Annotated in this window: 17 protein-coding genes; 4 read left to right on the forward strand and 13 right to left on the reverse strand. The window is 45.5% G+C overall.

The features are described from left to right. Positions 1 to 4: 4 nt before the first annotated feature. The 4 genes from glgA to glgB all read right to left on the reverse strand — a co-directional run bounded on the left by glgA (position 5) and on the right by glgB (position 5,811). The gene (gene glgA / locus AC58U0_RS05430) at positions 5 to 1,438 is read right to left on the reverse strand and encodes a glycogen synthase GlgA (protein WP_497377997.1); all 1,434 of its coding nucleotides are present in this window, start codon (positions 1,436 to 1,438) and stop codon (positions 5 to 7) included. 159 nt (positions 1,439 to 1,597) lie between these two features. Next, positions 1,598 to 2,707, reverse strand: coding sequence for a glucose-1-phosphate adenylyltransferase subunit GlgD (gene glgD / locus AC58U0_RS05435; RefSeq protein WP_047674386.1), 1,110 nt, complete (start codon positions 2,705 to 2,707; stop codon positions 1,598 to 1,600). A 6-nt stretch (positions 2,708 to 2,713) separates the two neighbouring features. Next, the gene (locus AC58U0_RS05440; protein ID WP_047674383.1) at positions 2,714 to 3,862 is read right to left on the reverse strand and encodes a glucose-1-phosphate adenylyltransferase; all 1,149 of its coding nucleotides are present in this window, start codon (positions 3,860 to 3,862) and stop codon (positions 2,714 to 2,716) included. Further along, positions 3,805 to 5,811 carry a 1,4-alpha-glucan branching protein GlgB gene (gene glgB / locus AC58U0_RS05445; RefSeq protein ID WP_497377998.1) on the reverse strand — a complete coding sequence of 669 codons (2,007 nt, stop codon included), beginning with the start codon at positions 5,809 to 5,811 and terminating at the stop codon, positions 3,805 to 3,807. The genes AC58U0_RS05440 and glgB overlap by 58 nt, the downstream gene beginning before the upstream one ends. A 183-nt stretch (positions 5,812 to 5,994) precedes the next feature. Here glgB and AC58U0_RS05450 point away from each other — a divergent pair, with 183 nt between their 5' ends. The 3 genes from AC58U0_RS05450 to AC58U0_RS05460 are packed head-to-tail and all read left to right on the forward strand — an operon-like array spanning position 5,995 to position 8,762. Further along, positions 5,995 to 7,125: a peptidylprolyl isomerase gene (locus AC58U0_RS05450; protein ID WP_497377999.1), complete on the forward strand. Its 1,131-nt coding sequence runs from the start codon at positions 5,995 to 5,997 to the stop codon at positions 7,123 to 7,125. A gap of 54 nt (positions 7,126 to 7,179) precedes the next feature. Further along, positions 7,180 to 8,046 (forward strand): class I SAM-dependent methyltransferase, encoded by an 867-nt coding sequence (locus AC58U0_RS05455; RefSeq protein WP_057301733.1) that lies wholly within the window; start codon positions 7,180 to 7,182, stop codon positions 8,044 to 8,046. Between the two features lie 2 nt (positions 8,047 to 8,048). Next, on the forward strand, positions 8,049 to 8,762 hold the full coding sequence (locus AC58U0_RS05460; protein ID WP_060649427.1) for an RluA family pseudouridine synthase: 714 nt from the start codon (positions 8,049 to 8,051) through the stop codon (positions 8,760 to 8,762). A 26-nt stretch (positions 8,763 to 8,788) separates the two neighbouring features. On the opposite strand, the gene AC58U0_RS05465 is transcribed toward AC58U0_RS05460, so the two are convergent. Next, a complete protein-coding gene (locus AC58U0_RS05465) occupies positions 8,789 to 9,193 on the reverse strand; it encodes a MarR family winged helix-turn-helix transcriptional regulator (RefSeq protein WP_497378257.1) in 405 nt (134 codons plus the stop codon). Between the two features lie 682 nt (positions 9,194 to 9,875). On the opposite strand from AC58U0_RS05465, the gene AC58U0_RS05470 reads away from it, so the two are divergent. Beyond that, on the forward strand, positions 9,876 to 10,043 hold the full coding sequence (locus AC58U0_RS05470) for a hypothetical protein (protein WP_200957347.1): 168 nt from the start codon (positions 9,876 to 9,878) through the stop codon (positions 10,041 to 10,043). Here the strand turns inward: AC58U0_RS05470 and gyrA are convergent. From gyrA to AC58U0_RS05510, 8 genes are all read right to left on the reverse strand, one after another. Further along, the gene (gyrA, locus tag AC58U0_RS05475) at positions 10,034 to 12,475 is read right to left on the reverse strand and encodes a DNA gyrase subunit A (protein WP_497378000.1); all 2,442 of its coding nucleotides are present in this window, start codon (positions 12,473 to 12,475) and stop codon (positions 10,034 to 10,036) included. The genes AC58U0_RS05470 and gyrA overlap by 10 nt on opposite strands. A gap of 24 nt (positions 12,476 to 12,499) precedes the next feature. Then, positions 12,500 to 14,467 carry a DNA topoisomerase IV subunit B gene (parE, locus tag AC58U0_RS05480; protein ID WP_497378001.1) on the reverse strand — a complete coding sequence of 656 codons (1,968 nt, stop codon included), beginning with the start codon at positions 14,465 to 14,467 and terminating at the stop codon, positions 12,500 to 12,502. Positions 14,468 to 14,495: 28 nt separating this feature from the next. Further along, positions 14,496 to 15,488: a DUF2705 family protein gene (locus AC58U0_RS05485; protein ID WP_029193094.1), complete on the reverse strand. Its 993-nt coding sequence runs from the start codon at positions 15,486 to 15,488 to the stop codon at positions 14,496 to 14,498. 15 nt (positions 15,489 to 15,503) lie between these two features. Continuing rightward, on the reverse strand, positions 15,504 to 16,466 hold the full coding sequence (locus AC58U0_RS05490; RefSeq protein WP_497378002.1) for an ABC transporter ATP-binding protein: 963 nt from the start codon (positions 16,464 to 16,466) through the stop codon (positions 15,504 to 15,506). Positions 16,467 to 16,480: 14 nt separating this feature from the next. Then, complete coding sequence (locus tag AC58U0_RS05495) at positions 16,481 to 17,296, reverse strand: GDSL-type esterase/lipase family protein (protein ID WP_497378003.1); 816 nt, start codon at positions 17,294 to 17,296, stop codon at positions 16,481 to 16,483. A gap of 739 nt (positions 17,297 to 18,035) precedes the next feature. Continuing rightward, entirely contained in the window at positions 18,036 to 19,883 is a 1,848-nt protein-coding gene (locus AC58U0_RS05500) for an ABC transporter ATP-binding protein (protein ID WP_497378004.1), read from the reverse strand. After that, positions 19,880 to 21,715, reverse strand: a complete 1,836-nt coding sequence (locus AC58U0_RS05505) for an ABC transporter ATP-binding protein (protein ID WP_497378005.1) — start codon at positions 21,713 to 21,715, stop codon at positions 19,880 to 19,882. The genes AC58U0_RS05500 and AC58U0_RS05505 overlap by 4 nt, the downstream gene beginning before the upstream one ends. Before the next feature lie 270 nt (positions 21,716 to 21,985). Next, positions 21,986 to 25,684, reverse strand: coding sequence for a dynamin family protein (locus AC58U0_RS05510; protein ID WP_497378006.1), 3,699 nt, complete (start codon positions 25,682 to 25,684; stop codon positions 21,986 to 21,988). Positions 25,685 to 25,718 lie beyond the last annotated feature (34 nt).

The following is a 25,718-nucleotide window of genomic DNA, read 5'->3' on the forward strand; positions in this document are numbered from 1 at the left end:
AAACTTAGTTAGTAACCATTATTTTATAAAGTGCGATATACTGCTGGGCCGACTTTTTCCAACTGAAATCGCCTTTTTTCATATTTTGCTGAATTTTCAGCCATGCCTCTCTATCATTCTTGTAGAAAAATACAGCGCGGCGAATGATATGCAGCATGTCATGCGCGTTATAATTGCTGAATGTGAATCCAGTTCCTTCACCCGTGAACTCATTATAAGGCTGTACGGTATCTTTCAGTCCGCCAGTTTCTCTTACAATGGGGACAGATCGATAACGAAGTGCTATCAATTGCCCAATCCCGCAAGGCTCGAACTGAGACGGCATCAAGAACAGGTCAGAAGCCGCATAGACTTGATGTGCTAATGATTCATCGAAGTAGATTTGAGCAGACACCTTATCTGGATGTGTTTGAGCCGCATATCGGAACATTTGCTCATACCCATAGTCGCCTGTACCAAGAACGACAAGTTGAATGTCCAAAGCGAGAATCTCCGAAATAACATGCTGGATGAGATCAAGTCCTTTTTGCTGCACCAAGCGAGTGACCAACGCAATCATCGGTACATCACCATTCACAGGCAGACCCAAGCGCTCCTGCAGAGCCAGCTTATTCTGCTGCTTCTTCGGTAAGGAATCTCGATAATTCACAACCAGATGTGAATCGGTCATTGGATCGAATACGTCATAATCAATGCCATTCACGATACCCGTTAACTGATCTTTGCGATGACGCAGCAGGCTGTCCAAAAATTCACCATAAAAAGGAGTTTGAATTTCCTCCGCATAAGTCTGACTTACCGTTGTTATCCAATCCGAATAGAGAAGCCCGCCTTTGAGAAAGCTTGCACCACCATGCAATTCGAGTGCAGTTCCTGTGAAATGATCGTCTGATAAACCGAACAAATCTTTTAATAGGGATTGATCAAACACACCTTGATATTTCAAATTATGAACGGTAGACATCGTCTTCATCTCGCTATAGAAAGGGAGGTGTTGATAATGTGCCTTCAGCAGCACAGGAATCATACCCGATTGCCAGTCATGGCAATGAATCACATCCGGCTGGAAATCAAGTAAGGGGAGCGCCTCAATAACCCCTTTGCAGAAGAACCCAAAACGCTCCGCCTCGTCACCATAACCATAAATGCCTGGACGCTTGAAATAAAACTCATTATCCACGAAGTAAAAGGTGACTCCCTCATGCTGAAGCATCTCAATCCCGATGTATTGCTTTCTCCAACCGATGTACACATCAAATGTGGCTACCTTCGTCATTGCTTCCCGATAAACAGCAGGGATATCGCCATACTTAGGTAAAATAACCCGCACATCCAGTCCTTGACGAGTAAGCTCCTTCGGTAAGGAGCCAATTACGTCAGCTAGACCGCCTGTTTTAATAAAAGGTACAGCCTCAGATGCAGCAAATAGTACTTTCATCTTCCTACTCCTCCAATGGATGTTTGAAAAGCCACCTTTTGCAAAACGAAGCTTATTCAGAATGATTGGTCGGTGTCGAAGCTAGAACAACTGCCAAGAACTTAGGTAATCGTTCTAGCTTCTAGGCTTCTGAAAGCTGACTTTTCAAATTTATTTGATCTAGATCACTTTCGTTTTCGCAGCAATGAATGGTGCTTTGTTATCTCCCGTTAAGACACGTCCACGACTAATGAAGACATCCTTATCCAGGATCGCATTCTCAATGATCACATTCTCTTCAATCTCACAGTTTTGGAGAATGATGCTGTTCTTCACGTACGCGCCTTTACGGATCTTCACACCACGGAACAGAATACTGTTTTCTACTTTACCTTCGATGACGCAGCCGTTTGCGATGAGCGCGTTTTTAGCAGCTGCGGTATCCAAGTACTTCGCAGGCGGTTCATCTTTAACCTTCGTGTAAATCAGGTTTTTCTGGAAGAAGAGCTCTCTCCAAATCGCCGGATTAAGCAGCTGCATACTGTGCTTGTAGTAGCCTTGAATCGAGTTCACAATCCCTACATGACCTTCGAATTTGTAGCCATACACACTGAGCTTATCAATGTTTTTCATAATGCCATCGCGAACCAGATGATCGTAACCTTGCGCTAAGCAAGATTCAACCATATCCAACAGCAGCGCTTTGCTCATGATGTACATTTCCATTGAAATGTTGTTTGTACGCAATCTACCTGTGTGATCCTCCATGAGAGTCACTTGCCCGCTATCCTTGACCGCTAACCGACGGAATTTTCCTTGAATATCCTCATCTGTTTGCTTATAGATAACCGTAATGTCTGCTTGTGTATCCTCATGATAACGTACAGCGTCACGCAGATCGAGGTTGCATACCATGTGGCTTCGTGAAATAATAACAAGCTCTTCTTTACCACGATAGAAATAATCTCTATGGCTATAGAATTGGTATAAATCACCACGTGAAATGCCTGTTGGTTCATTGAGCACAGATGGGAGTACGAACAAGCCGCCCCGCTTCCGATCCAAATCCCATTCTTTCCCAGAACCCAAATGATCCATGAGTGAACGATATTTATGTTGAGTGAATACTGCAACATTATCAATGCCGGAATTCACCATATTGGACAATGTAAAATCAATTAATCGATACCGGCCACCGAACGGCACGGATGCTGGGCAACGAAAGTAGGTCAGTTCTTCCAAATCATCCGGTTCATTCACTAAATTAATGACACCCATTACATGCTTCACTCGACATCATCCCTTCTGATTGGCATTCGCTGATATCCGTTCATTACCACCAATAAGTACGATTTCCCCTTTGCCATCTACCACAGCACCGTCTTCTACGACCGTGTTTTCGCCGATAATCGCTTTGTTAATCGTTACGTTATTACCAATTTTGGCATTAGGCATAATGACGGAGTCGCGAATCTGGCTTCCTTCGCCAACCTGTACACCGAAGAACAAAACGGAATGATCGACATCCCCGAATATCGCGCAGCCTTCATTAACGAGTGAACGTTTAATATTCGCAGTTGGCGCCACATACTGAGCTGGCTGGTAAGGGTTCTGGGAGTATACACGCCAGTCCTTATCATTTAAATTAAGCTCATTATTGTCGTCCAGCAGATCCATGTTCGCTTCCCATAGACTATCGATCGTACCTACATCTTTCCAGTAGCCTTCAAAAGGATAAGCGAACATTCTCGCCTCATCTTTCAGCATCATGGGAATGATATCTTTCCCAAAATCTTTACTGGAATTAGGATTTTCCTCATCCTCGAGCAGATAAGATTTCAGTACGCTCCAATTAAAAATATAAATACCCATCGAAGCCAAGTTACTGTTCGCTTCTTTCGGTTTTTCTGCAAATTCAGTTATTTCTTGTTTGTCATTAACGCTCATGATGCCGAACCGGTTCGTTTCCTCCCATTTCACTTCAATGACAGCAATCGTTGCGTCGGCTTTCTTCTCTTTGTGGTAAGACAGCATCAGATCATAGTCCATTTTATAGATGTGATCACCCGAGATGACCAAAACATATTCAGGATCATATTGCTCAATAAAGCCGATATTGCGATAGATGGCATTCGCTGTTCCTTTATACCAATCCCCGCCTTTTTGCTCCATGAACGGTGGCAAGACCGTCACACCGCCATATTTGCGGTCAAGGTCCCATGAACTTCCAATCCCAATGTACGTATTGAGTACGAGAGGTTGATACTGGGTTAGGACACCAACGGTGTCGATCCCTGAATTCGTACAATTGCTGAGGGTAAAATCAATGATACGATACTTCCCGCCAAAATGAACGGCTGGCTTGGCTAAATTGTTCGTCAGAACGCCTAATCTTCGTCCTTCTCCTCCAGCGAGGAGCATGGCAACACATTCTTTACTGCGCATATCTGATTTCCCCCTTCAACTTCGTCAATCACAGTTTGGAATTCACTCACACATTTTATATAAACAGCCGCAAGCGGCGGAATACACAACGCTAAACTATTAGGCAGCCCGTGCCATGAACGCTTTTCACTGGATATAGGCTCTGAGTTACCTTGACCAGAACCGCCAAACTCGGGTGCATCGCTGTTAAATACGACTTCGTACACACCAGACCGAGGAACGCCGATTCGGTAATCCGGGTGTACTACAGGGGTGAAATTACATACGAGAATCAAGTCATCCTCCGGCAATTTCCCTTTGCGCATAAAGGTTACAACGCTCTGGCTCTCATCATGCGGGTTGATCCACTGGAACCCATCCGGATGATGATCCAACTGCCACAATGCTGGTTGGTCCAGATAAAATTGATTAAGCGCTTTGACGTAATGATGCATTTGACTATGTTTTTCGTATCCTTCGAGTAAAAACCAATCGAGTTCTTCAAGATCCTTCCATTCGTCGAATTGACCGAATTCACTGCCCATAAACAGCAGCTTTTTACCAGGGTGACCCGTCATATACCCGTATAGAACGCGCAGATTAGCAAATTTCTGCCAATAATCGCCTGGCATCTTATGTAGGAGCGAACGTTTGCCATGAACCACTTCGTCGTGTGAAAGCGGCAATACGTAATTTTCGCTAAAGGCATACATGAATGAGAACGTGATCAGCTTGTGATGATACTTGCGATTAATAGGATCTAATTTCATATAACGCAGCATATCGTTCATCCAACCCATGTTCCACTTATAATTAAATCCGAGTCCTCCATCGTGGATAGGCGCAGTAACGAGCGGCCAATCGGTAGAATCCTCAGCCATCATCAACGCATCCGGATAGAAGGAGAAAACGACCTGATTCAGCTTGCGCAGGAATGCTATCGCTTCGGGATTATCATCCCCACCCCATTGATTCTTGATCGGTTCCTCATTCCATCTGCCAAAATTCAAATGCAGCATGGAAGCTACAGCATCCACTCTTATCCCATCAATATGATACATGTCCATCCAAAATACAGCATTGGAGATTAAGAAGGTTTGAACCTCGGGACGACCAAAATCGAAAGTAAGTGTACCCCATTCCAGCTTCTCTGCTTTACGAGGGTCTTCATATTCATAAAGCGGCTTCCCATCAAACAGCCTGAGTCCATGACTGTCCTTACAGAAATGGCCAGGGACCCAATCCATAATGACCCCAATCCCCTTCTGATGACACCGGTCAACGAAATGCATGAACTCCTTGGGAGAACCGTGGCGGCTAGTTACGGAGAAATAACCTGTTGCTTGATAGCCCCAAGAACGGTCAAACGGATGTTCTGCGAGCGGCATTAATTCAATGTGCGTATACCCCATATCAACTGCGTAATCGACTAGCTCTTCAGCAAGTTGAACATAGGTATATAAGTCTTCACTATGTCGGTCTTTTTTGCGCCACGTACCCAGATGAACCTCATAAATGGATAATGGCTTATTGTAAGCGGGGATTTCCTTTTTCTGTTGCTGCCATGCCTGATCCTTCCATTCGTAACCTTCGAGATCAACGACACGCGATGCGGTACCCGGACGTAATTCCGAATAAAAGGCATACGGGTCTGCTTTCAACAAAATCTGGCCCGTTTCGCTATGAATTTCAAACTTGTAATAATCGCCTTCACTTGCTTCTGGAACGAACAAAAGCCATAAGCCGAGAGTACTAAACTTCTCCATACGATGAGTCCCAGATTGCCAACTGTTGAAATCACCAAGCAAGTTAACCTGTTTGGCATGAGGTGCCCATACGGCAAAACGAACTCCCTCTTGCCCTTTTGTTTTGCTTACATGCGCCCCTAAGATGCGATAACTGTGGTAAAGGGATCCTTCATGAAGCAGAAACAAATCTTCTGGGCTAGGTATACCAACATTTGCCCCCACGTTATCCCTCCTTAAAATCAACCTGATTTCGTCAAAACTGGATTTTACTTATATTCGCCTTACGTTACAAATACAACAACCAGGCAAAGAATCCTTCATTTTTACATTAAAAAAAAAAAGGAAATTACTCAACCCTTGGTGAATTATTTGAGGGACATTATATCGAGAGGTGGAACACAAATAATGAAAGATAAAGTAAAGGGACTTATCGTTGGTTTAACGATCGGTTCCGTATTAAGCGGTACCGTAGCATTTGCAGCAAACAGTCAAATTGAAGTCGCATTCCGAAGTCTTAAGTATATGTTTGACGGTGTTGAGAAAGCACCTTCCGAAGCTAAAGGATTTATTTATGAAGGCTCTACCTATGTACCCCTTAGATTTGTAAGTGAAGCACTTGGGAAAAAAGTCGAGTGGGACGAAGAAAATGAAACGATTTGGATCGGTAACAATCCTAAGCATGTGGTAGCTACTTACAAGGGCGGAACTGTTACAAAGGGTGAATTTGATACTTTCTTTGCTATGCAAGCACTCTTTAATAGCGGTCATGCTGCCTCTAAAGATGACCTTGCGTACCAAAAAAGTATGGTCACCCAACTCATTCAAAACCGAATTCTATTCGGTAAAGCATCTGAGGCCGACCAGAACGCCGCCAAAGACGGTGCTGTTAAACAAATCGCTGCTTGGAAAAGCCAATTTGGCGAAGCGAAGTTCCAGGACGATTTAAAAAAAGTGAACACGACCGTAACGGATCTTCAGTACTTTCTGGTAGGCAGCATCGGTGCACAAAATTACATAAAGTCCAGTATTTCAGATAGCCAGTTAAAAGCCAAATATGATGAAACACTCAAAGCAGACAAAGATGCTTTTACCATCGCCTCTGTGCGACACATTTTGATTGGATTGAATGACCCAACAAGCTCAGAGACCAAAGCTCTTCGTACGAAAGAGGAAGCACTTAAACGAGCAAAAGAAGTACAACAGAAGCTTAAGAACGGTGAAGATTTCGCCAAGCTGGCCAAAGAATTCTCAGATGACCCGGGTTCCAAAGATGCTGGCGGTCTTTATGCGGATGCCGATGTAAGTCAGTGGGTACCTGAATTTAAGAAAGCAGCTATCGAGCAGACGATCGGAACGATCGGTGACCCTATCGCGACAGATTTCGGTTATCATGTTATCAAAGTAGAAGCCAGATCCGTTAAATCCTTTGATTCTGTAAAAGAGCAGCTGAAAGCTGCGCTTGAACAACAGCAATTTCAACAATTTGTAGAAAAAGAACTGCCTGATTTGATTGAAAAGATCGATTTAGGTCAATAAATGGTGTACAATGAATGTTTGTTAAAGTATACAAGTTGAAGGATGGAATGCAGCATGTTTTATGCAAAAGACTGGGTTGATTATGAGCTCCTCGATACAGGCGGCGGCGAAAAGCTCGAGCGTTGGGGCACGATCGTCCTGAGAAGACCAGACCCACAAATCATTTGGCCGTTACAAAAAGAAACGCCGGCATGGCGTCAAGCTGACGCTCATTATCACCGCAGCTCAAGCGGCGGCGGACAATGGGAGCAGCACGCAGAGCTTCCTGAGCGCTGGACGATTAACTATGACCAGAAGTTGTCCTTCTATATTAAGCCAACCAGCTTCAAGCATACGGGCTTATTCCCTGAGCAAGCAGTCAACTGGAAATGGATGATGGACAAAATCCAAGGAGCCGGGCGTCCTATCAAAGTACTAAACCTATTTGCCTATACAGGCGGGGCCTCACTGGCTTGCGCTTACGCAGGCGCCGAAGTTTGCCATGTGGATGCCTCCAAAGGAGTCGTTCAATGGGCCAAGGAAAATCTGCATCTAAGCGGCCTAGGCAGTCGTCCTGTTCGTTTTATCACGGATGACGTATTCAAATTCGTACAAAGAGAACAGCGCCGCGGAAGCAAGTACGATGCGATTATCATGGATCCTCCTTCTTACGGACGCGGACCCAATGGCGAGACTTGGAAATTGGAAGATGACCTCTTCCCTTTCATTCAGACCTGCCAATCGATTCTGACGGACAATCCGTTATTCCTGTTGATCAACTCTTATACAACGGGTATCTCGGCCACTGTGCTCCAGAATATCTTAAGCATGGCGATGAAAGCCAAGCATGGCGGCACGATCTCTAGTGGCGAAATCGGCCTGCCGATCACCCACTCCGGCTTGATGCTCCCTTGCGGTATTCTGGGACGCTGGGAGGCGTAACGGTGGCAGCATCTAGAGATGGCTCGGGAGCATCACAAATTCCGATACTGTTCGAAGACAACCACATTCTTGTGGTTGAGAAGCCCGTCAACATGCCTACGCAGGAAGACGATTCACGTGATCCTGATCTGCTGAATGTGCTGAAGGCTGATCTGAAGCACCGTCATAACAAGCCCGGCAATGTGTACCTCGGGCTTGTACACCGGCTGGATCGTCCCGTTGGCGGCGTGATGGTATTCGCCAAAACGTCAAAAGCCGCGTCCCGATTATCTGACGCGGTGAGAACGAGGCAGCTCGACAAGACGTACGTCGCTGTCGTGCATGGCAAGCCGCCACAGTCGTCCGCTACGCTGCGCCACTGGCTTTGGAAGGACACGCGGACGAATACTGTCAGCGTGGTCAGAGAAGGCCAGCAGGACGCCAAGGAGGCTGTGCTGGACTATAAGCTTCTCGGCAGCCAAGACGGGCTCAGCTTGATCCAGATCAAGCTGCACACCGGGCGGCCGCATCAAATCCGCGTGCAGCTGGCAGCCATCGGCTGCACGCTCTACGGCGACCAGCGCTACGGCAGCGCGGTCAACAAGCCCGGCCAGCAGCTTGCGCTGTGGGCCACGGCTCTTGCCTTTGAGCATCCAACGCTCAAAGAGACGCTGCGCTTTCGGTCGCTACCGCCGATGCAGCGGCCCTGGAGCGAATTTACACTCCCAGAGTTGTAAATTCGTTTCAACCCCCCGGGTCGCTTTTAATTGGCGACCTTCCCAAGTAAATAAATAAGCAATTTCTGATTATGGGCGGAAACGCGGCCCAGGTACGAATCCAAAAGTTGTTCCCGGATTCTCATACCTCTCTCGCATTCCGCCTTTCCTTTTTCCGTGACGTTGACCCAAACGATACGGCGGTCCTTTTCATCTCGCTCCCTTGCGATCAATTCACTTTTCTCCATCCGATCTAACAGTGTTGTCACAGCTGCAGGCGTTGTGGATAAATATTCGATTAAATCAGAAGGCTTCATCCGTTCATTCGTCATAAGCAGCTCTAACACATTAAGCTGTCCTTCCGTAATGGTAGGTGCTAATCCTACCTCCATCTGGTTTTTCAATTCCTTAGACAATTTCAACCATAGCTTCCCAAAATCATCGGAATACATCCTCATCAACTCGCTTCCAACATCTCTTAAGGCAAGTATAGCATGCCTTTTCTTTGGTTTAAAGGTTAATGCCATTAATATTTTCAGACAAAAGCTGCACCGCTTGAGACATGCTGTGGCTTGCTGTCGATCCCTCCATTACTTTGTCCGTTTAACAAGAAATTGGCCATGCTTCTCGACTTCTTTTAACACCTCGCCCAATACTTACATATACTGTGAAGCAGGTATGTACAGTTTCTAAATACGAAACCATTTTCTACGGCCTCGTGAGTATCACATAAAGGAGACTTTCGATTCATTCTTCACAACTGATAAGCATAACTCAATATTCGATTTTAGATTGATTCACAACTGGTATTCATAACTCCAAAATGAGATTTTAGAGTCAATCAGCTTTCGTGAGGGCAGATGGGCTATAGTGATTACCAATGTTGTATTTTCTACAAGAATTCACACGCCAAAAGGCTATTTTGCAACTTGAAGTTGCATTTCGTACAACATTTTGAGCCCATTTGTTGCAAAATCGCTTATATCGAGCTCTTTTGTCGTACATTATGCAACATCAATGGGTGAGAGGCCGGATCTAGGCAGCAATTGTTGCACTTTCTGCAACATCGACGATCTCAAAGGTCTTATTTTTACGATGATAGTTTCTTAAGAAAACTCAAAGGAGTGGTTTAAGGTGGAAGCTTGGAAAATAGAGCTTGGTAAAAAGGCACTAGAGGCTGGCATAATGAAAGACCCACAGTGGCTGGATCGATTAGACGAACCGATGCCCCTGTGGGTCCTATTGGAGTTAGCTTTTATGCTCATTGAGAAGCTGGATCCACCTACAGTCAGCTATGATTGAGGGAATCTCAAGATCTCTACGATTGCATCTGTTTTGGAAACAGGTATAAGTTGTTTACCTTGTGCTTTTCGATCCTCCAGAGGTGCTGTCTCTGTTGAGAAACGCAGCTTCTCCCCATTACTCATGACAGCCGTAATGAGATAATCCATTTTCACGATAAATGTGCGTATTAACGCTGAACCATTAGGTCTCACACGCTTGCCTTCTTTAAATTCGAAGGTAAGTATGCCCTTGCCGCCTCGTCCTTGGATGGGATAGTCCACAACTAGGGAACGCTTCGCATACCCGAGGTCCGAGATGACCAACACTTCTCCCTCATCCCCATAAATCCACTCGGCCGAGACGACTTCATCGTCTTCCTTGAGTTGGATGCCGCGCACACCCGCGGCCGCACGGCCCATCGGGTTCACTTCCTCCTCACGGAAACGGATACTCATGCCCTGCTTCGTGACAAGCAATATTTCTTTCGTATTGTCACTTAGGTGTACGTGAAGGACTTCGTCATTCTCACCAAGCTTACAAGCAACGATTCCGTTTGAGCGGTTCGTCATATATTCTTTAAGCTCTGTACGCTTCACTTGTCCTTTGCGTGTAACGAACACAAGCGACTTGGTCGGATCCTCAAAGCCCTTCACTGGAATAACGTTTACTATGCGATCTTCCTTGGCAATAGGAATGACATTCACAATCGCGGTTCCGTTCTCTTTCCACTTGTACTCGGGCACTTGATGGACAGGCAGTAAGTAATATTGCCCCTTCTTCGTGAAGATCAGCAAACTTTCGATCGTATTCACGTCGAGCAGGAAGCGCAAGTAATCGCCATCCTTCAGTCCTGTATTCTCAAGCTCTCCACCTGAACGTGTGTAGGAAAGCTTGCTCGTCCGTTTCAAGTAACCTTCATTGGACAACGTAACAAGGACATCTTCCGCGTTTACGAGTACCTCAAGATTTACCTTTAGTTCCTCTACTTCACCTTGGATAGCCGAGCGGCGGTCGATGCCGTACTTCTTACGGATTTCGCCCATTTCCTCTTTAATTACACCTAGCAGTTTCTTCAAGCTGCCAAGAATTCCACGTAAATAAGCAATCGTTTTCTCAACATCTTTCAACTCTTTTTCAAGTGTTGTGATTTCTAAATTCGTTAATCGGTATAATTGCAAAACAAGAATAGCATCTGCTTGACGCTCTGAGAATCCAAACTTCTCAACAAGGTTGTTTTGCGCATCTTGCCGATTCTTTGAAGCTTTAATCGTTGCGATAACTTCGTCCAGGATGTTAAGGGCTTTGACAAGTCCCTCTAACACATGTGCGCGGTCTTCGGCTTTCTCAAGCTCATATTGGGAACGGAACGTAACGACTTCCTTCTGATGACCAATGTAAGCTTCAAGAATTTCTCGAATACCCAATTGACGAGGCGCTTTATTCACAATCGCAACCATATTGAAATTGTAGGTCACTTGCAAATCGGTCTTCTTCAGTAAGTAAGCCAAAATACCCTGCGCATCAGCTTCTTTCTTAAGCTCAACGACAATTCGCAACCCATTTCGACCGCTTTCATCACGTACTTCGGCAATTCCTTCGATTTTCTTCTCAAGCCGAATGTTCTCCATGGCCGTAACCAGTCGAGATTTGACAACTTGATAAGGGATCTCCGTGATTACAATTTGTTGTCTGCCGCCGCGCATATCTTCTATCGCTGTTTTGGAACGTATGTAAATACGACCTTTCCCCGTGCGATAAGCTTCGCGAATGCCTTCTTCACCCATGATAATGCCAGAGGTCGGGAAATCGGGTCCTTTGACGATTGTCATCAATTCTTCGACTGTGATCTCAGGCTTGTCGATCATGGCTGTGCAGGCATCAATGATTTCACGCAAATTATGCGGTGGAATTTCTGTTGCGAATCCTGCCGAAATCCCGCTGACACCATTCACGAGTAAATTCGGATACCGCGCAGGGAGCACGACGGGCTCCTTCGTGGAATTATCGAAATTATCCTTGAACATGACTGTACGTTTCTCAATATCACGAAGAAGTTCCATCGCGATCTCAGAAAGTCTAGCCTCTGTGTAACGCATAGCTGCCGGCGGATCATCATCCAGTGATCCCCAGTTACCATGGCCATCTACAAGGGTGTGGCCCATCTTCCACGGCTGCGCCATACGAACCATACCATCATAAATGGAGGCATCTCCGTGCGGATGGTAATTCCCCATGACATCACCGACGGTTTTGGCCGATTTACGATAAGGCTTATCCGGGGTATTTCCAGAGTCGTACATTGCGTACAATACACGTCGTTGTACAGGCTTTAAACCATCCCTCACATCTGGAATCGCGCGATCCTGAATAATATATTTAGAATAACGCCCGAAACGATCGCCAACGATCTCCTCCAGAAAGGCAGGTAAAAACTCTTCTAATATGCTCATCTTTCATTCACCACTCTTTTTGGTCTACTCTACATATTCGGTAAAATCGACGTTCTCGATAATCCACCGCTTGCGTGGATCTACCTTATCGCCCATTAATGTTGTTACTCGTCGTTCTGCTTTAGCGGGATCTTCAATCTGTACTTGCAGCAAAGTACGGCTTTCCGGATTCATCGTCGTTTCCCACAACTGCTCCGGATTCATCTCACCCAAACCTTTATAACGCTGCAGTTCAGTATTCTTACCAAGTTCTTTGACAACAACCTGTAGTTGATCGTCCGTCCAAGCGTACTTGTGTCCAGCATTCTTGCCTTTTCTTGTCACTTTATAAAGCGGAGGCTGTGCGATGTACACTTTACCCTGGTCGATCAATGGCTTCATATAGCGGTAAAAGAAGGTCAAAAGCAAAACCTGAATGTGCGCGCCGTCCGTGTCTGCATCTGTCATAATAATGATTTTGCCGTAATTCATCTCTTCTGCTTCGAATTCAGAGCCAACTCCAGCTCCAATGGCAGCGATGATCGCTTTGTATTCATCATTTTTCATAATATCGAGAAGCTTGGATTTCTCGGGATTCATCGGTTTTCCTTTGAGCGGTAAAATCGCCTGGTGCTTAGAATCACGTCCTTGCTTGGCTGAGCCACCGGCGGAATCCCCTTCGACAATGAACAGCTCATTTCGCTGCAAATCCTTCGATTGTGCAGGGGTTAGCTTACCATTCAGGTTCGAGCTCTCACTCTTTCCTTTTTTACCGCTGCGAATTTCTTCTCGCGCTTTACGAGCCGCTTCTCGTGCTTTGGAAGCTTGTACAGCCTTTTTCAGCATCATTTGCGCGATTTGCGGATTTTCTTCCAAGAAAACAGTCATTTTATCAGAAACAACCGCATCTACAGCACTTCTTGCATTAGCGCTTCCAAGCTGATCTTTCGTTTGACCAACGAATTCAACATCGCCCATCTTGATATTGATAACAACCATCATACCTTCCCGAAGGTCGGTACCATCAAGATTTTTTTCTTTTTCTTTGATAATGCCCCCTTTACGGGCATATTCATTCATGACGCGTGTATAAGCTGTCTTAAAACCGGTCTCATGGGTACCGCCGCCGCGGGTAGGGATTGAGTTTACGAAGGAAGCGATCGTTTCTGTGTAGCCATCGTTGTATTGCAAAGCTACCTCTACTTCGATTTCATCTTTTTCTGAAGCAAAGTGAATCACAGGATGAAGAACCGTTTTCTCCTCATTCAGGAATTCAACAAATTGACTTGCGCCACCCTCATATTGAAAAGTGTCTAATTTATCCGACCGTTCGTCTTTCAAGTTAACGAGAAGTCCTGAGTTGAGGAAAGCAATTTCTTGCAGACGTTCAGCTAAAGTATCGTAGTTTATGGTTGTTCCGCCTTGAAATACGCGTTTGTCAGGCTTAAAGGTTACTTTCGTTCCTGTACGATTCGTATTCCCTACGACTTCGAGTCCGGTAACCGGTTCACCAACATGCTCGATTCCTGCATCGTCGACCCAATATTCAAAGCGCATTTTATGCACCTTGCCATCTCGATAAATTTCTACTTCCAGCCATTCGGATAAAGCATTCGTTACCGATGCACCTACACCATGAAGTCCGCCAGACTTCTTATAGCCTGATCCGCCAAACTTACCGCCGGCATGTAAAATAGTAAATACAACTTGCGGAGTTGGCACGCCGGTCTTATGCATACCGGTTGGAATCCCCCTGCCATTATCCTGAACCGTAATGGACTGATCTTTATGTATCGTCACATTAATCTTGGAACAATGTTTGGCAAGATGCTCGTCAACTGCGTTGTCCACGATCTCCCAGATCAGGTGATGTAGACCTGATGCACTTGTACTACCAATATACATCCCTGGTCTTTTACGAACCGCTACAAGACCTTCCAGGACTTGTATATCATCAGCCTCATAATTCGATGTTGGGGCTATTCCTTTCGCAAATTCTAGCTGCTCGGACATTGAAGCCCTCCTTTATCTAATATAACCGTTAATTCAAAACATCTTTTCGTGAAAATACCGTAAATGAAACAATGAGTGAAGCGATCGCCCACACACTTAAAACACTTAGAGAGAAGGTCAAGTCCATCCCTTTTATTGGCGGAAGGCCACCTGTTAAATACTTCGTTAAGTCCAGATTGACCATAAACAAATATTTCGCAGTTTCCCATGAAGACACCATGTTCGAAAGAATGGTCCCTGATATTAATACGGCAAGCATGACCCCCATACCTGCAGCAGTGGAACGGATGAGAACGGATAGCATTAGTGACATGAGTGCAACAACTAATGCTGAGAACCAAACCAATCCAAACTCCATGATAAGAAAGAACCATTGATCAACTGCACGTACAAGACTGAAATCCACTTCTGTACCAGTTAGCTGAATACCCGTAAATACAGGCATCGTCCAACCGTTATAGCCGAAAACAACACCAGAAATCAAATAACATAAGACACCAGTGGACAATACGGTTAGCGAAGTAAAGAAGACAACCGTAATTAATTTACTCAATAGGATTTTCCATCGCCGGACCGGTCTTGTCAACAATAATTTAATAGTCCCCGTAGAATGCTCAGATGATACGATGTCAGCGGAAATGACCATGATAATGAGCGGAATGAATAAACCAACAGCATTTTTCACAAACTCGCGTGTAAAAGTTACTGCATTCGGTGTACTCGGATCTACATCCTTTTCAAGATAATAGTTAGCGATTTGAATTTGCACTCTAAGCTGTTGTTTCCACTCATCTGGCGTTCGAGCCGAGCTTAAACGCTTTTCCCAGTCAGCAATTTTCTGCCGTTGGTCCGCCTTCCAATCCGTCGTACCAAACTGCTTTTGTGTATTTTGGGCAACTCGCATTTGAGCATAAGTGAACATAGGGATTAATGCAAGAAGTATAAGTAGGATAACATAAAAACGTTTTTTCTTTATCATTTTAATACATTCATTCTTGACAAGGGCATATAAACTAAGCAATTCTTTCACCTTCCCCTACTCAATTCTTTCACCTTCGGTTAGGCTCAAGAACAAATCTTCCAGTGTTGGATTTTTGATTTCTACAGCAAACAGGCTAATTCCTGCTTCCATCAAATGCTGACTTACCTGCGGGACGTTTTCCTTGTCCATTTGAGTAACGATTTGTTTCACTGTTGTAGGCAAGCCTATTGGACTTTCTTGAGAAATTTCCTCAATGGCGTGCACAAGCGGTGACGCCTCTAAAAGCCCCTCGGCCTTGTCGGCCGGAGACACGGACCACACCACTTTGCCGCCTTGAGCGACCAAATCATCGACAGCACCCACTTGAATGACTTCACCATGACTAATGATGGCTACACGATGGCACATCTGTTGAATCTCGCTAAGCAAGTGACTGGACACGAACAAGCTTAGTCCACCCGCGGCCAAACGCTGAATGAACTCCCTCATTTCCTTAATTCCTTGTGGATCAAGACCATTCGTTGGCTCGTCCAATATCAACAAGCTAGGCCGTCCAAGCAGTGCCTGAGCAATGCCGAGTCGTTGACGCATACCAAGGGAATAAGTACGAACCTTATCATGAATACGTTGATCCATGGAGACGATCTCAACGACCTCTTGGATTCGTTTATCGTCGACATTCGGCAGCATTCTTGCAAAATGCTCAAGATTTTCCCAACCTGTCAAATAAGAATATAGCTCAGGATTCTCGACGATACAACCGACATGGCGCATCGCTTGATTATGCTCCTTGTGAACATCGTGCCCACAAATCTGAATAGACCCTTCAGTCGGACGTATTAAATCAACAAGCATACGAATCGTCGTTGTTTTGCCTGACCCATTGGGTCCTAAGAAACCGAAGATTTCACCTGCGTATACATCAAAAGAAATCCCTTTTATAATCTCTTTATTTTTAATTCGTTTTTTTAAATTTTTAACAGATAAAACCGTCGTTGGTACTGCTGCTACTGCCATCTGCTTGGCCTCCCCTACTTTAGAATTTGAACAATCCGATCGGCAATGCGTTCATAGCCGTCCCCGTTTGGATGAAAATGATCGGCTGAGGACAAATATTTGATCAAATTTTGTTCAAACAAATCATAGGTTGGGACAATGGCCATATGAGGATAACGATTCATCATTTCAAAGACACTGTTATTCCAACGCTGTACAATAAGCGAACCTTCTTTTTTGGGATCTAAATCAAGAAAAGGATGATATAAGCCAACATACAACACAGTTGCATTCGGATTGGCCTTATTAATTGCTTGAATGACCTTATCCATTTTGGCCAGCGCAGGTTCTACGCGTTTCAGCGCACCCTCTGGGTTAAACTCCGTCTGATTTTCTCCTTTAAAAAGCCCTTCCCCACCAGCAAAAATGTCATTGCCGCCAATCGTGAGTAAAATGATATCCGCTTGAGCGAGTGCGTCCTGCGTCTTTTTCAGTGCTAGATCAGAGAGAAGTTGGTCACTCTTGTAGCCTGGAATCGCCAGATTATTAAGCACGAATACCGGCTTACCGCTTTCCTTCTCCAGCTTTTCGCGGACACGTCCAACGTATCCTTTGCCTGTGTTATCACCTGTTCCTGCAGTTAATGAATCTCCAAGAGCAACAATCTGAAGCTTACTTTTACTCTCAATCATTGTTTCTTTCTTAGGCGCAGCCGTTACAAGATTGAGGTCTCCGGTTGCTTTGGGAAACCATATTTGATTCGCCGCGTAAGCAAAGCCTACTGCGAAAACAATCGTAGATATCGAAGCTGTAAGGCCAATTGCGCCCCACATAAAACGAGATGATCTCAAGGAAGTCCCCTCCTGCGAATAAATGGCATAATTCACTCTAAGAGTATAGCTTCTTGAATAAATTTGCAAACATTACAATACAGAACGGGCCCACAAAGGATCGTGAGTTACCCGTTTCATTTATTCTGAAAAAGCATGCTGCTTTCAAAGAAGCTGGCTGTATTTTAACAAAATGCGGCTTTGGGAGGGCGGCAGCAGTCTGAGACGATTGTTTAGGATGTCTCTTGGTAGTTCAACAGCGTATAGGCTGCTGTAATGGCCTATTTTACTCTGAAATCGTGGAGTAGGCTGGTATATGGTAGACAGAGAGCCGTTTTCCGGGCTTTCGCTTGGTAATGATATTAAGAAAACCCTGGCCATTAGCCAGGTACTTCGATCCCTACCAGCTAGTTGGACATCTGTAACGATGTAAAACATCGTTACAAGCCACACCCAGAGCGGATGTCAGCGCTTTTTTCATCTACAACGCTGAAAATCATCATTACAGCGCGAGACAGCCATGGCTGAGACTTCTGTAACGATGTAAAACATCGTTACAAGTTCCACGCTGCGCGGATGACTGAAATAGGCCAGGGATCTAAGCCTACTGTAAGCAAGAATCGAAGTCATACTAAAAAATGTAGGCTGATAAGACTTTTTCATCAACCCAATCAACTCACTTCCGTGCTCTAAACTTCCTCTATTCACCGAAAAAAGCCGTTTAACCGCCACAGCAGTTAAACAGCTTTATCTCAGAACGTTAAACCGCATCCTGCAAAAATTTATATTGGGCTTGAATAAGTCCAAAGTAAATCTTTTGTTCTTTCATGAGTTCCTCATGATTACCGATCTCCATCATTCGCCCATGATCAAGCACTACGATTTTATCAGCATTCCGAATCGTAGAAAGTCTGTGTGCGACGATGAAGGATGTTCGACCGGCAAGCAGCGTTTTGAGAGCTTCCTGAATTTTGAGCTCAGTATCCGTATCAATACTAGCCGTTGCTTCATCCAAGATAAGAACACGCGGGTTCGCAAGCAGTGCCCTGGCAAAGGATATCAACTGACGCTGACCCATCGAGAGTACGTTACCGCGCTCTTGAACCTCTGTATCATATCCAGCCGGCAAACTCATGATAAAATCGTGCGCATGAACAGCCTTGGCTACAAGCTCAATCTCTTCATTTGTAGCATCTAGCCGACCGAATCGGATATTATCCCGAATCGTACCAGAGAAAATAAACGTATCTTGAAGCACGACCCCGATCTGAGAACGCAAGCTTTGGATGGTTACATGACGAATATCCTGGCCATCGATAAGTATTTTACCTTCATTTGGGTCATAGAAGCGGCATAATAAATTCATAATCGTACTTTTACCCGAACCTGTATGACCAACTAACGCAATGGATTGCCCAGCCTGTACATCTAAATTAATACCCTTGAGTGCAGGTCTGCCTGGCTCATACTCAAATACGAGATTCTCAAACTTCACATTCCCTTGGATACTTGATAGATCTTTTGCACCTTCGATTTCAGCCACAGTTGGTTCCTCATCAATAAACTCGAAGATCCGCTCTGCTGAAGCCATTGCAATGAGCAGTTGGGAATACATTTGTCCTAACCGCGTAATAGGTTCCCAGAAATAGCCTATGTAAGTAGCGAATGCAACTAATAAACCGACCGATATTTCTTCCGTTTGAATTAAATGCGCGCCTAGCCAGAACAGAATGCAATAGCCAACGGCTCCCGTAATTTCAATGAGTGGACCAAACGATTGATTGAGCATTGAAGCTCGGTTCCAAGACAACCGATTGACCATATTCATTTTGGTGAAGAATTGAATATTTTCTTTTTCTTGCGTATAGGCTTGTGTAACTTTGATGCCTTGTATGCATTCATTTAAATGAGCATTCAGACGGGATTGCTTCATCGTCACGTCCTGCCAAGCACGACGAATCTTTTTCCGAAGCTGAGTCGATATGAGGAACATAATCGGAACCGTCACGATAATCGACGCGCCTAATTTGAAATTAAACGTCAACAAAATAATAATAATGCCGCAGAGCTGCACAACATCAATTAATAAGTTAACAACACCGTTCGTAAACAAATCTTGCAAAGAATTCACATAGTTAGTTACTCGAACGAGCACAGAGCCTGCCGGACGTGTATCGAAGAAACGAAACGACAGCTTTTGAATATGACTAAATAAATCATGACGCAGATCGTAGATGACCCGCTGACCAATCATATTCGTATATTTAATACGGAATGTATTGGCTAGCCATTGAATGACATATACCGTAAGCATGATCCCAACGATTAGGAAAAGCAGATTCTTATCCTTAGGAATGATGGAATTATCAATAGCTTCCCGAATGAGCAGTGGAATGGTCAGCTTGGTGATTGCTCCTACCAACATCATGATAATGATGATAGGCAGCATTTGTTTCTTATAAGGCTTCATATAACTAAATAAACGTTTCAACTGACCCCAATCAAAAGGCTTTTCAATCAGTTCATCATCTTGATATACGAATCGTTGCCCCGCTTGGGAATCTTCTCTTTTGGCAGATGCCTCGGCTTGCGTCGAATTAGTACTCAATGTGCTAACCTTCTTTCTTGCGATGGAGAATGGTTTAATGCATCCAAATCCAAATCCGTATCCTTTGTTGCCGCAGCTTGGCTGCTTGCAGCCGTTCTCTGAGGCCCATCCGCATACTGAATGTCATAGGTTTGACGGTAAAGTCCGTCCTGCTGCAACAGATCCTGATGTGTGCCTCTTTGTACAATCCGTCCTTTATCCAGAACAATAATTTCATCAGCATGCTTCAAGGAAGAAATCCGGTGAGCAATGATGAATGTTGTACGCCCTTTCATAACCTCGCCGAAGCCTGCTTGAATCTCATGTTCCGTTTCCATATCAACCGCACTAGTTGCGTCGTCCAGAACGAGAATTTTAGGATCTTTGATCAGCGCCCGAGCGATGGCAATCCGCTGCTTTTGACCTCCGGACAAGCCTAGACCGCGTTCACCAACAACCGTGTCGTAACCTTCCGGAAGCTCCATAATGAAATCATGCGCTTTGGACAGCTTAGCTGCTCGAATAATGTCATCCATCGTCACATCTTTACGTCCATAAGAGATATTGTTTCGGATTGAAGAGGAAAACAAGAATGTTTCTTGGAAAACTGTAGCGATCTGATTGCGATAGCTTTCTACTTGCAAAGAACGAATATCTTGACCATCTAACATAACCTTGCCTTCTTTAACGTTATAAGCCCTCATTAGCAAGGAAATGACTGTTGTTTTACCCGAGCCTGTGCTGCCTAGAAGACCTATAACAGAACCAGGTGGAGCATCAACTGAGAAATCATGGAGTGCAGGCTGTTTTTCCGGATATGAAAACGTGACATGATCAAAACGTACATGACCTTTTACATGTTCACTTTTCAAAGCAATCGCACCTTCTTGATCTTTCACATGCATGTAATGATTCAAAACTTCCAAAATTTTCTCACCCGAAGCTTTGGTTTGTGTGAAGTTATTAATATGAAAGCCCAAACCCCACATCGGTCCAATGATGTACCAGATAAGACTGAAGCAAGCGACGAGTTCACCTAATGTAATGGTATTCTCGATCACCATGTATCCGCCAACTCCGAGCAAAGTGACGACACTTAAATTCGCCAATATCTCCATGATTGGAAAATACTTCGCCCAGATCCCTGAGGTCTCGATATTCATGGCCTTATAATCCTCATTGCGTGCTGAAAACTTCGTTACTTCATGAGGTTCACGCGCAAACGATTTCACCGTTCGAACCCCTGTAATATTTTCTTGTACCGCAGTAGTCATAGTACTGAGGGATTGACGTACCATTCGAAAAGCCGGATGAATTTTGCCTTCAAAACGAATGGCAGTAAACGCCAGAAAAGGCATTGTAATCATCGTAAGTAAAGCCAATTTCCAGTTAATCGAAAACATCATTCCCATACCGAAAACCAGCATCAACATCACGTTTAGGAGCTGAGCGAAGCCAAAGCCGATAAACTGTCGAATGGCCTCCAAATCAGCAGTTAATCTTGACATTAAGTCCCCTGTTCTTGCCTGATCATAGTATTGAAAGGATAAGTACTGGAGCTTGTTGTACAGCGCATTACGCAAATGATACGCGACGCGGTTACCTAAACGGCCTCCGCATAAGCCATGAAGAAATTGAAACATCCCCTTCATTGAAACGACTAGTACGACGACAAGCGCCAGTCGGGGAACGAGCTCAAATTGTTTCTTCGTAATCACCTCGTCGATTAAATACCGTAGTAAATTCGGATAAACGAGACCGAGCGCGGTTGCCACCGCTAAACATGCAATTGCTCCAAAAAATAATTTTTTCTCTGGCCAAAAATACGGCTTCAGTTGCCTGAACACTTCCACGTTGGGGCCCCCTCCTCAAGAAGGATAAATTGGAAAAGCTTAGAAAGCGTTTTATTACCTAATGAATCTTAACACCATCCCTATTAGCGAGCAATCAGAGGATACGAGGATTTAAACGCTTAAATGCCCATAACTTCACAAAAACTTGCAGGAATCCCCCCTATTCTTTAAAATCATCCCGATAACCATAGATGTAAGCCCTTACATGGCAATACGTAATAAAGGGTTGGCCAAGTTCAATAGAACCCGACCAACCCTTTTGTTTAATCATTAAACAAAAGCCTTTAATTGATGCTGTTTGGATATAAGTTCGTTCAAATCAATCTTCATTTCGAGCGCATCGCGAAGCCCTTCTGCATGCTCATTCAGCTGTTGCAGCATCTGATTTTTCTGAGTTGCAAGCCAATTTTCCAACTGATTCGCATAAGCTTGTTCAAGCTCCATGGTTTGCTGTTCGATAAATTCGGCAACTGGCGCGTTCATCCGATTTTCCAAATCTGCTCTAAGCTTGCTTTTGCCATCGCCTTCGAAAAATTGCTTCGCATTTTTGAAATGACTTTGGAGCAGCTTCAAGGTTACATCTGGAACATCAAGTTTAGACGTAATTTCAGGTGTCACGAATTTATTTGATTCATACGTTCCACTTTCGAATCCTTCCATCAACTCACCAAGCTGCTCTTCCCAGCGCTTTACACGGCTCTTACTAATCAGATTCATGCGATTTTCAACACGAAGCGTTGTGGCTAATACCTCTTGGGATAAATCGTAGCCAATCATTCGCAGCAGCTCACTCCATGCAGATTGTAGAGCTTGCTTCGGATCTCTGGCATCATCCCTGAAGGTCGAAGGATTAAACGCATAATTGTATAATTCACCAAAGCGGTACATCGTGCGCTGTTTGACGTAGTACAAAAGCTCCTGAATTTCTTTCTTTAATTCTTTGAGCTCTGCGTCATACAGGGTATTTTCAAGAAGCACTTTTCCGGCATTCTCTTCTTGTCCTAGCTTGGTTAACTGAAGCTTCCGTTCTTCCTCCCCGGACTGCGCTCGCTCCAGCCATTGTTGCATGGTAGCAATGGCGCGATTCAGCTCTAAATTAGCTGCATGGATAGCGACATCGCTAAGCTCATTGAACGTAAACTTCACGAACTCTTGCTCAAATGGATGAATGCCAGATTGGGTAACCAACGCTTCGTTTCCTGTTATTTTACCTTCTGCGGCCAAATAACTGGATATTGGATAAATACGCGGATTCCGAATGCCGTGCTGCAGCAAATTCGTTTCCACATGTTTAATCACGCCATTTAATTCTTCCGAACTAGCGGCAAGGTCAGCCGCATTGACGATGAAAAACATTTTATCCATCTCAAAGCTGTCCTTCACACGTCCGAGCTGCAAAAGAAATTCTCGATCTGCTTGCGAGAAGGCGTGATTGTAATAAGTTACGAAAAGAATAGCATCCGCATTTTTAATATAGTTAAAAGCTACCCCGGTATGACGAGCATTTATGGAATCTGCCCCTGGCGTATCAACGAATATAATACCTTGTTCAGTCAATGGATTGGAATAATATAATTCGATAAATTCAACAAAACAGGACTTAGATTCGTCTGCAACATAGCTTGGGAACTCATCTTTTGTTATTTTCAGTTCTGTCCCTAAATGATCTTGGGTTAGGGCCCAACCCTTCTCCACTGCCTTCAGGAAAGAATAGTGCGGCTTCCCTTTGGCCGTAACGTCCGCTGGAGAAAGGGCGCTTATGCGTTTGAGGGCAGATAGCATGTCTGTCGCCTGCACGCCGAGTATGTCCAAAGAATAGAGAACGTCCTGCAGAATCGCGTCCGTCTTCTTCATTTTGACCTTGGCTGTGCCATGCGGCCAACCTTCCTGCGGCGGCATGATCTTATTGATAGCCGCCGTCGTTGGGTTCGGCGAGACCGGCAGCACTCTTTCACCAATCAACGCATTGGCGAAAGAGGATTTGCCGGCGCTGAAGGCACCGAACAGGGCGATCGTGAACGTCCGCTGCCGCAGACGTTCCGATTTCTCGCGCATGGAGCGCGCAATCGACCTCATCGACGGTAGGCCCTCGATGAGGCTTGAGGCCGCCTGCAAATCGGCGGCCTTGCGCTCCATGCGCTTACCGTGTTCACCCGAGGTGAACGCGGTAGGCGCTGATGACGCTGCCTCCACAGGGGCAGCTGTAACCCCTGCGGCCGCCGATGCCGTGGCAGCGGCCTGCAGGATCGTGCCCATGGAGGTCACGTGCAGTCCCCCGCTCAGCGGGGCGGCTGCCGTCTCCTCCATGGCCGTGTACTGCTGCGCAGCCGGCAGCGCCGGCGCAGGCGGTCTAGGCCAGCTAGCCATGCGCAGCAGCTGGGCCTCTGCCTCCGCCTCGGCTTCCTCGAGGCGCTGCAGTTCCCGGCAAGCGCTGAGGCGAACGCCCAGCGCTTCGAGCTCTGCCGCAAGCGCGTCAGCCGCTTGCGCACCCCCCTCGCGGACTGCAGCCGCGAGTAGATCAATCACCGCAAACGCCTGTTTGCGGTACTGCTGCTTAATATCAGATGACACCTGCTTCATGTAGTTGAGCGTATATTCGCCGCCGAAGGTTGCGCCAGCATTCACTTGTACTGCAAGCCACTGTGCCGTCACGTCAAACTTAAGCGCCTCAATTTGCGCTATAAGGGCAGGGTCGTGCTGGCCTTGCTCCTGAGCGGCCTTTTTCAGAGCATCCCTCAGATGCCAATCCAGCTGCGCTTCTACCTGCTCAGCCAAATCCGCCTGAAACGTTCCCAGGCGTTTCTCCGTCTCCAGAGCCGTTTGTGCAGCTCTAGAGAAAAAGCCTACCTTGAACCCAGGCTTACGGCTCTCCAAATACGCATGAGCCTGATCCCTGGTCAAGGCTGGTGTGATATTGGCATTCTCGATAATCATGCCAACTTCCTTACGGAGCGCCGCCGTTAACGCTTCCGGCCGTCCCTTCAACACCGCAAGCTCTTCCTGCTTCGCAGCAGCTTGCGCCTGAACCTCTTGCACGTCACCTTCCTGGCTGATTTGCTCCATAAGCGCCGCTTTCTGCGGCTCATGTTGATCAGCCAACCATTTGCCGTGCTCTGCTGCAAGATAACGCGCGGATGCGTCGATGCTGAAGCTTCGCAGTTCATCACCGCGCTCAATCAAACGGCTTAGGAGCCATTGCAGCTTCGCATACTCATTATGCGGATGGTTCGGCTCCTTCATGGTTACGAACAGCAAATCGTCCGGCTCGATGCCCCAGCTTAGAAACGCTTGCTTCGTCCCCTCCTGATACTGTGCAAAAGGAAGTTCCCATTCTTTATGCTTATCAATCATATTTACAACCAAGTAGAGCGGCTTTCCCCACTCCTTCATCTTCTTCGTAAATGCGAGATTGACTTCGGATTGAACATGGTTGTAGTCCATAACATAGAAAACTACATCGGCTAGATGTAAAGCCGACTCCGTAGATTGATGATGAGCATCATCCGTAGAATCAATCCCAGGAGTATCAAGCAGTGCCGTTTGACTCCCCAGAAATGGAATTGGATACGTAATCTCTACTGTTTCAATGTCGGTACCATTAACGCAATACGCTTCTAATTCTTCAAGCGCAATCGTTTTCGGTTTTACCTGATTGTTTGCTGTGCCATCCTTCATGCGATGCGTAACATGCGCACCCGGTGATCCATTACGAATACTCACGATGTTTGCACTTGTTGGAATCGGGCTGGACGGCAGCAAGGCATGCCCACAAAGCTGATTAATCAGGGTCGATTTCCCCGCTGAGAAATGACCGCAGAACGCTATATTCATCCGCCCAGCGTCTATTTTATCAAGCAGCTGACCTAGCTTGCTTGCGTTGTCGTAATCCCCTTTTGTTTGCAGATTAATCTGCATGTTTCTGATCGCATCCGGCATGACCGAGATGCTTATATCCACCATTTGCGTCATTCGTCCATTCCGCTCCTTATGATCCGTTCTTCTA

Source organism: Paenibacillus sp. J31P190 (assembly GCF_059692075.1).

What these genes read in the sequence shown, in the direction of transcription:
- AC58U0_RS05490 (WP_497378002.1), bottom strand. Translation starts at nt 16,466, where the DNA reads ATGGCAGTAGCAGCAGTACCAACGACGGTTTTATCTGTTAAAAATTTA.
- AC58U0_RS05455 (WP_057301733.1), top strand. Translation starts at nt 7,180, where the DNA reads ATGTTTTATGCAAAAGACTGGGTTGATTATGAGCTCCTCGATACAGGC.
- AC58U0_RS05510 (WP_497378006.1), bottom strand. Translation starts at nt 25,684, where the DNA reads ATGACGCAAATGGTGGATATAAGCATCTCGGTCATGCCGGATGCGATC.
- parE (WP_497378001.1), bottom strand. Translation starts at nt 14,467, where the DNA reads ATGTCCGAGCAGCTAGAATTTGCGAAAGGAATAGCCCCAACATCGAAT.
- gyrA (WP_497378000.1), bottom strand. Translation starts at nt 12,475, where the DNA reads ATGAGCATATTAGAAGAGTTTTTACCTGCCTTTCTGGAGGAGATCGTT.
- glgA (WP_497377997.1), bottom strand. Translation starts at nt 1,438, where the DNA reads ATGAAAGTACTATTTGCTGCATCTGAGGCTGTACCTTTTATTAAAACA.
- AC58U0_RS05440 (WP_047674383.1), bottom strand. Translation starts at nt 3,862, where the DNA reads ATGCGCAGTAAAGAATGTGTTGCCATGCTCCTCGCTGGAGGAGAAGGA.
- AC58U0_RS05450 (WP_497377999.1), top strand. Translation starts at nt 5,995, where the DNA reads ATGAAAGATAAAGTAAAGGGACTTATCGTTGGTTTAACGATCGGTTCC.
- AC58U0_RS05465 (WP_497378257.1), bottom strand. Translation starts at nt 9,193, where the DNA reads ATGTATTCCGATGATTTTGGGAAGCTATGGTTGAAATTGTCTAAGGAA.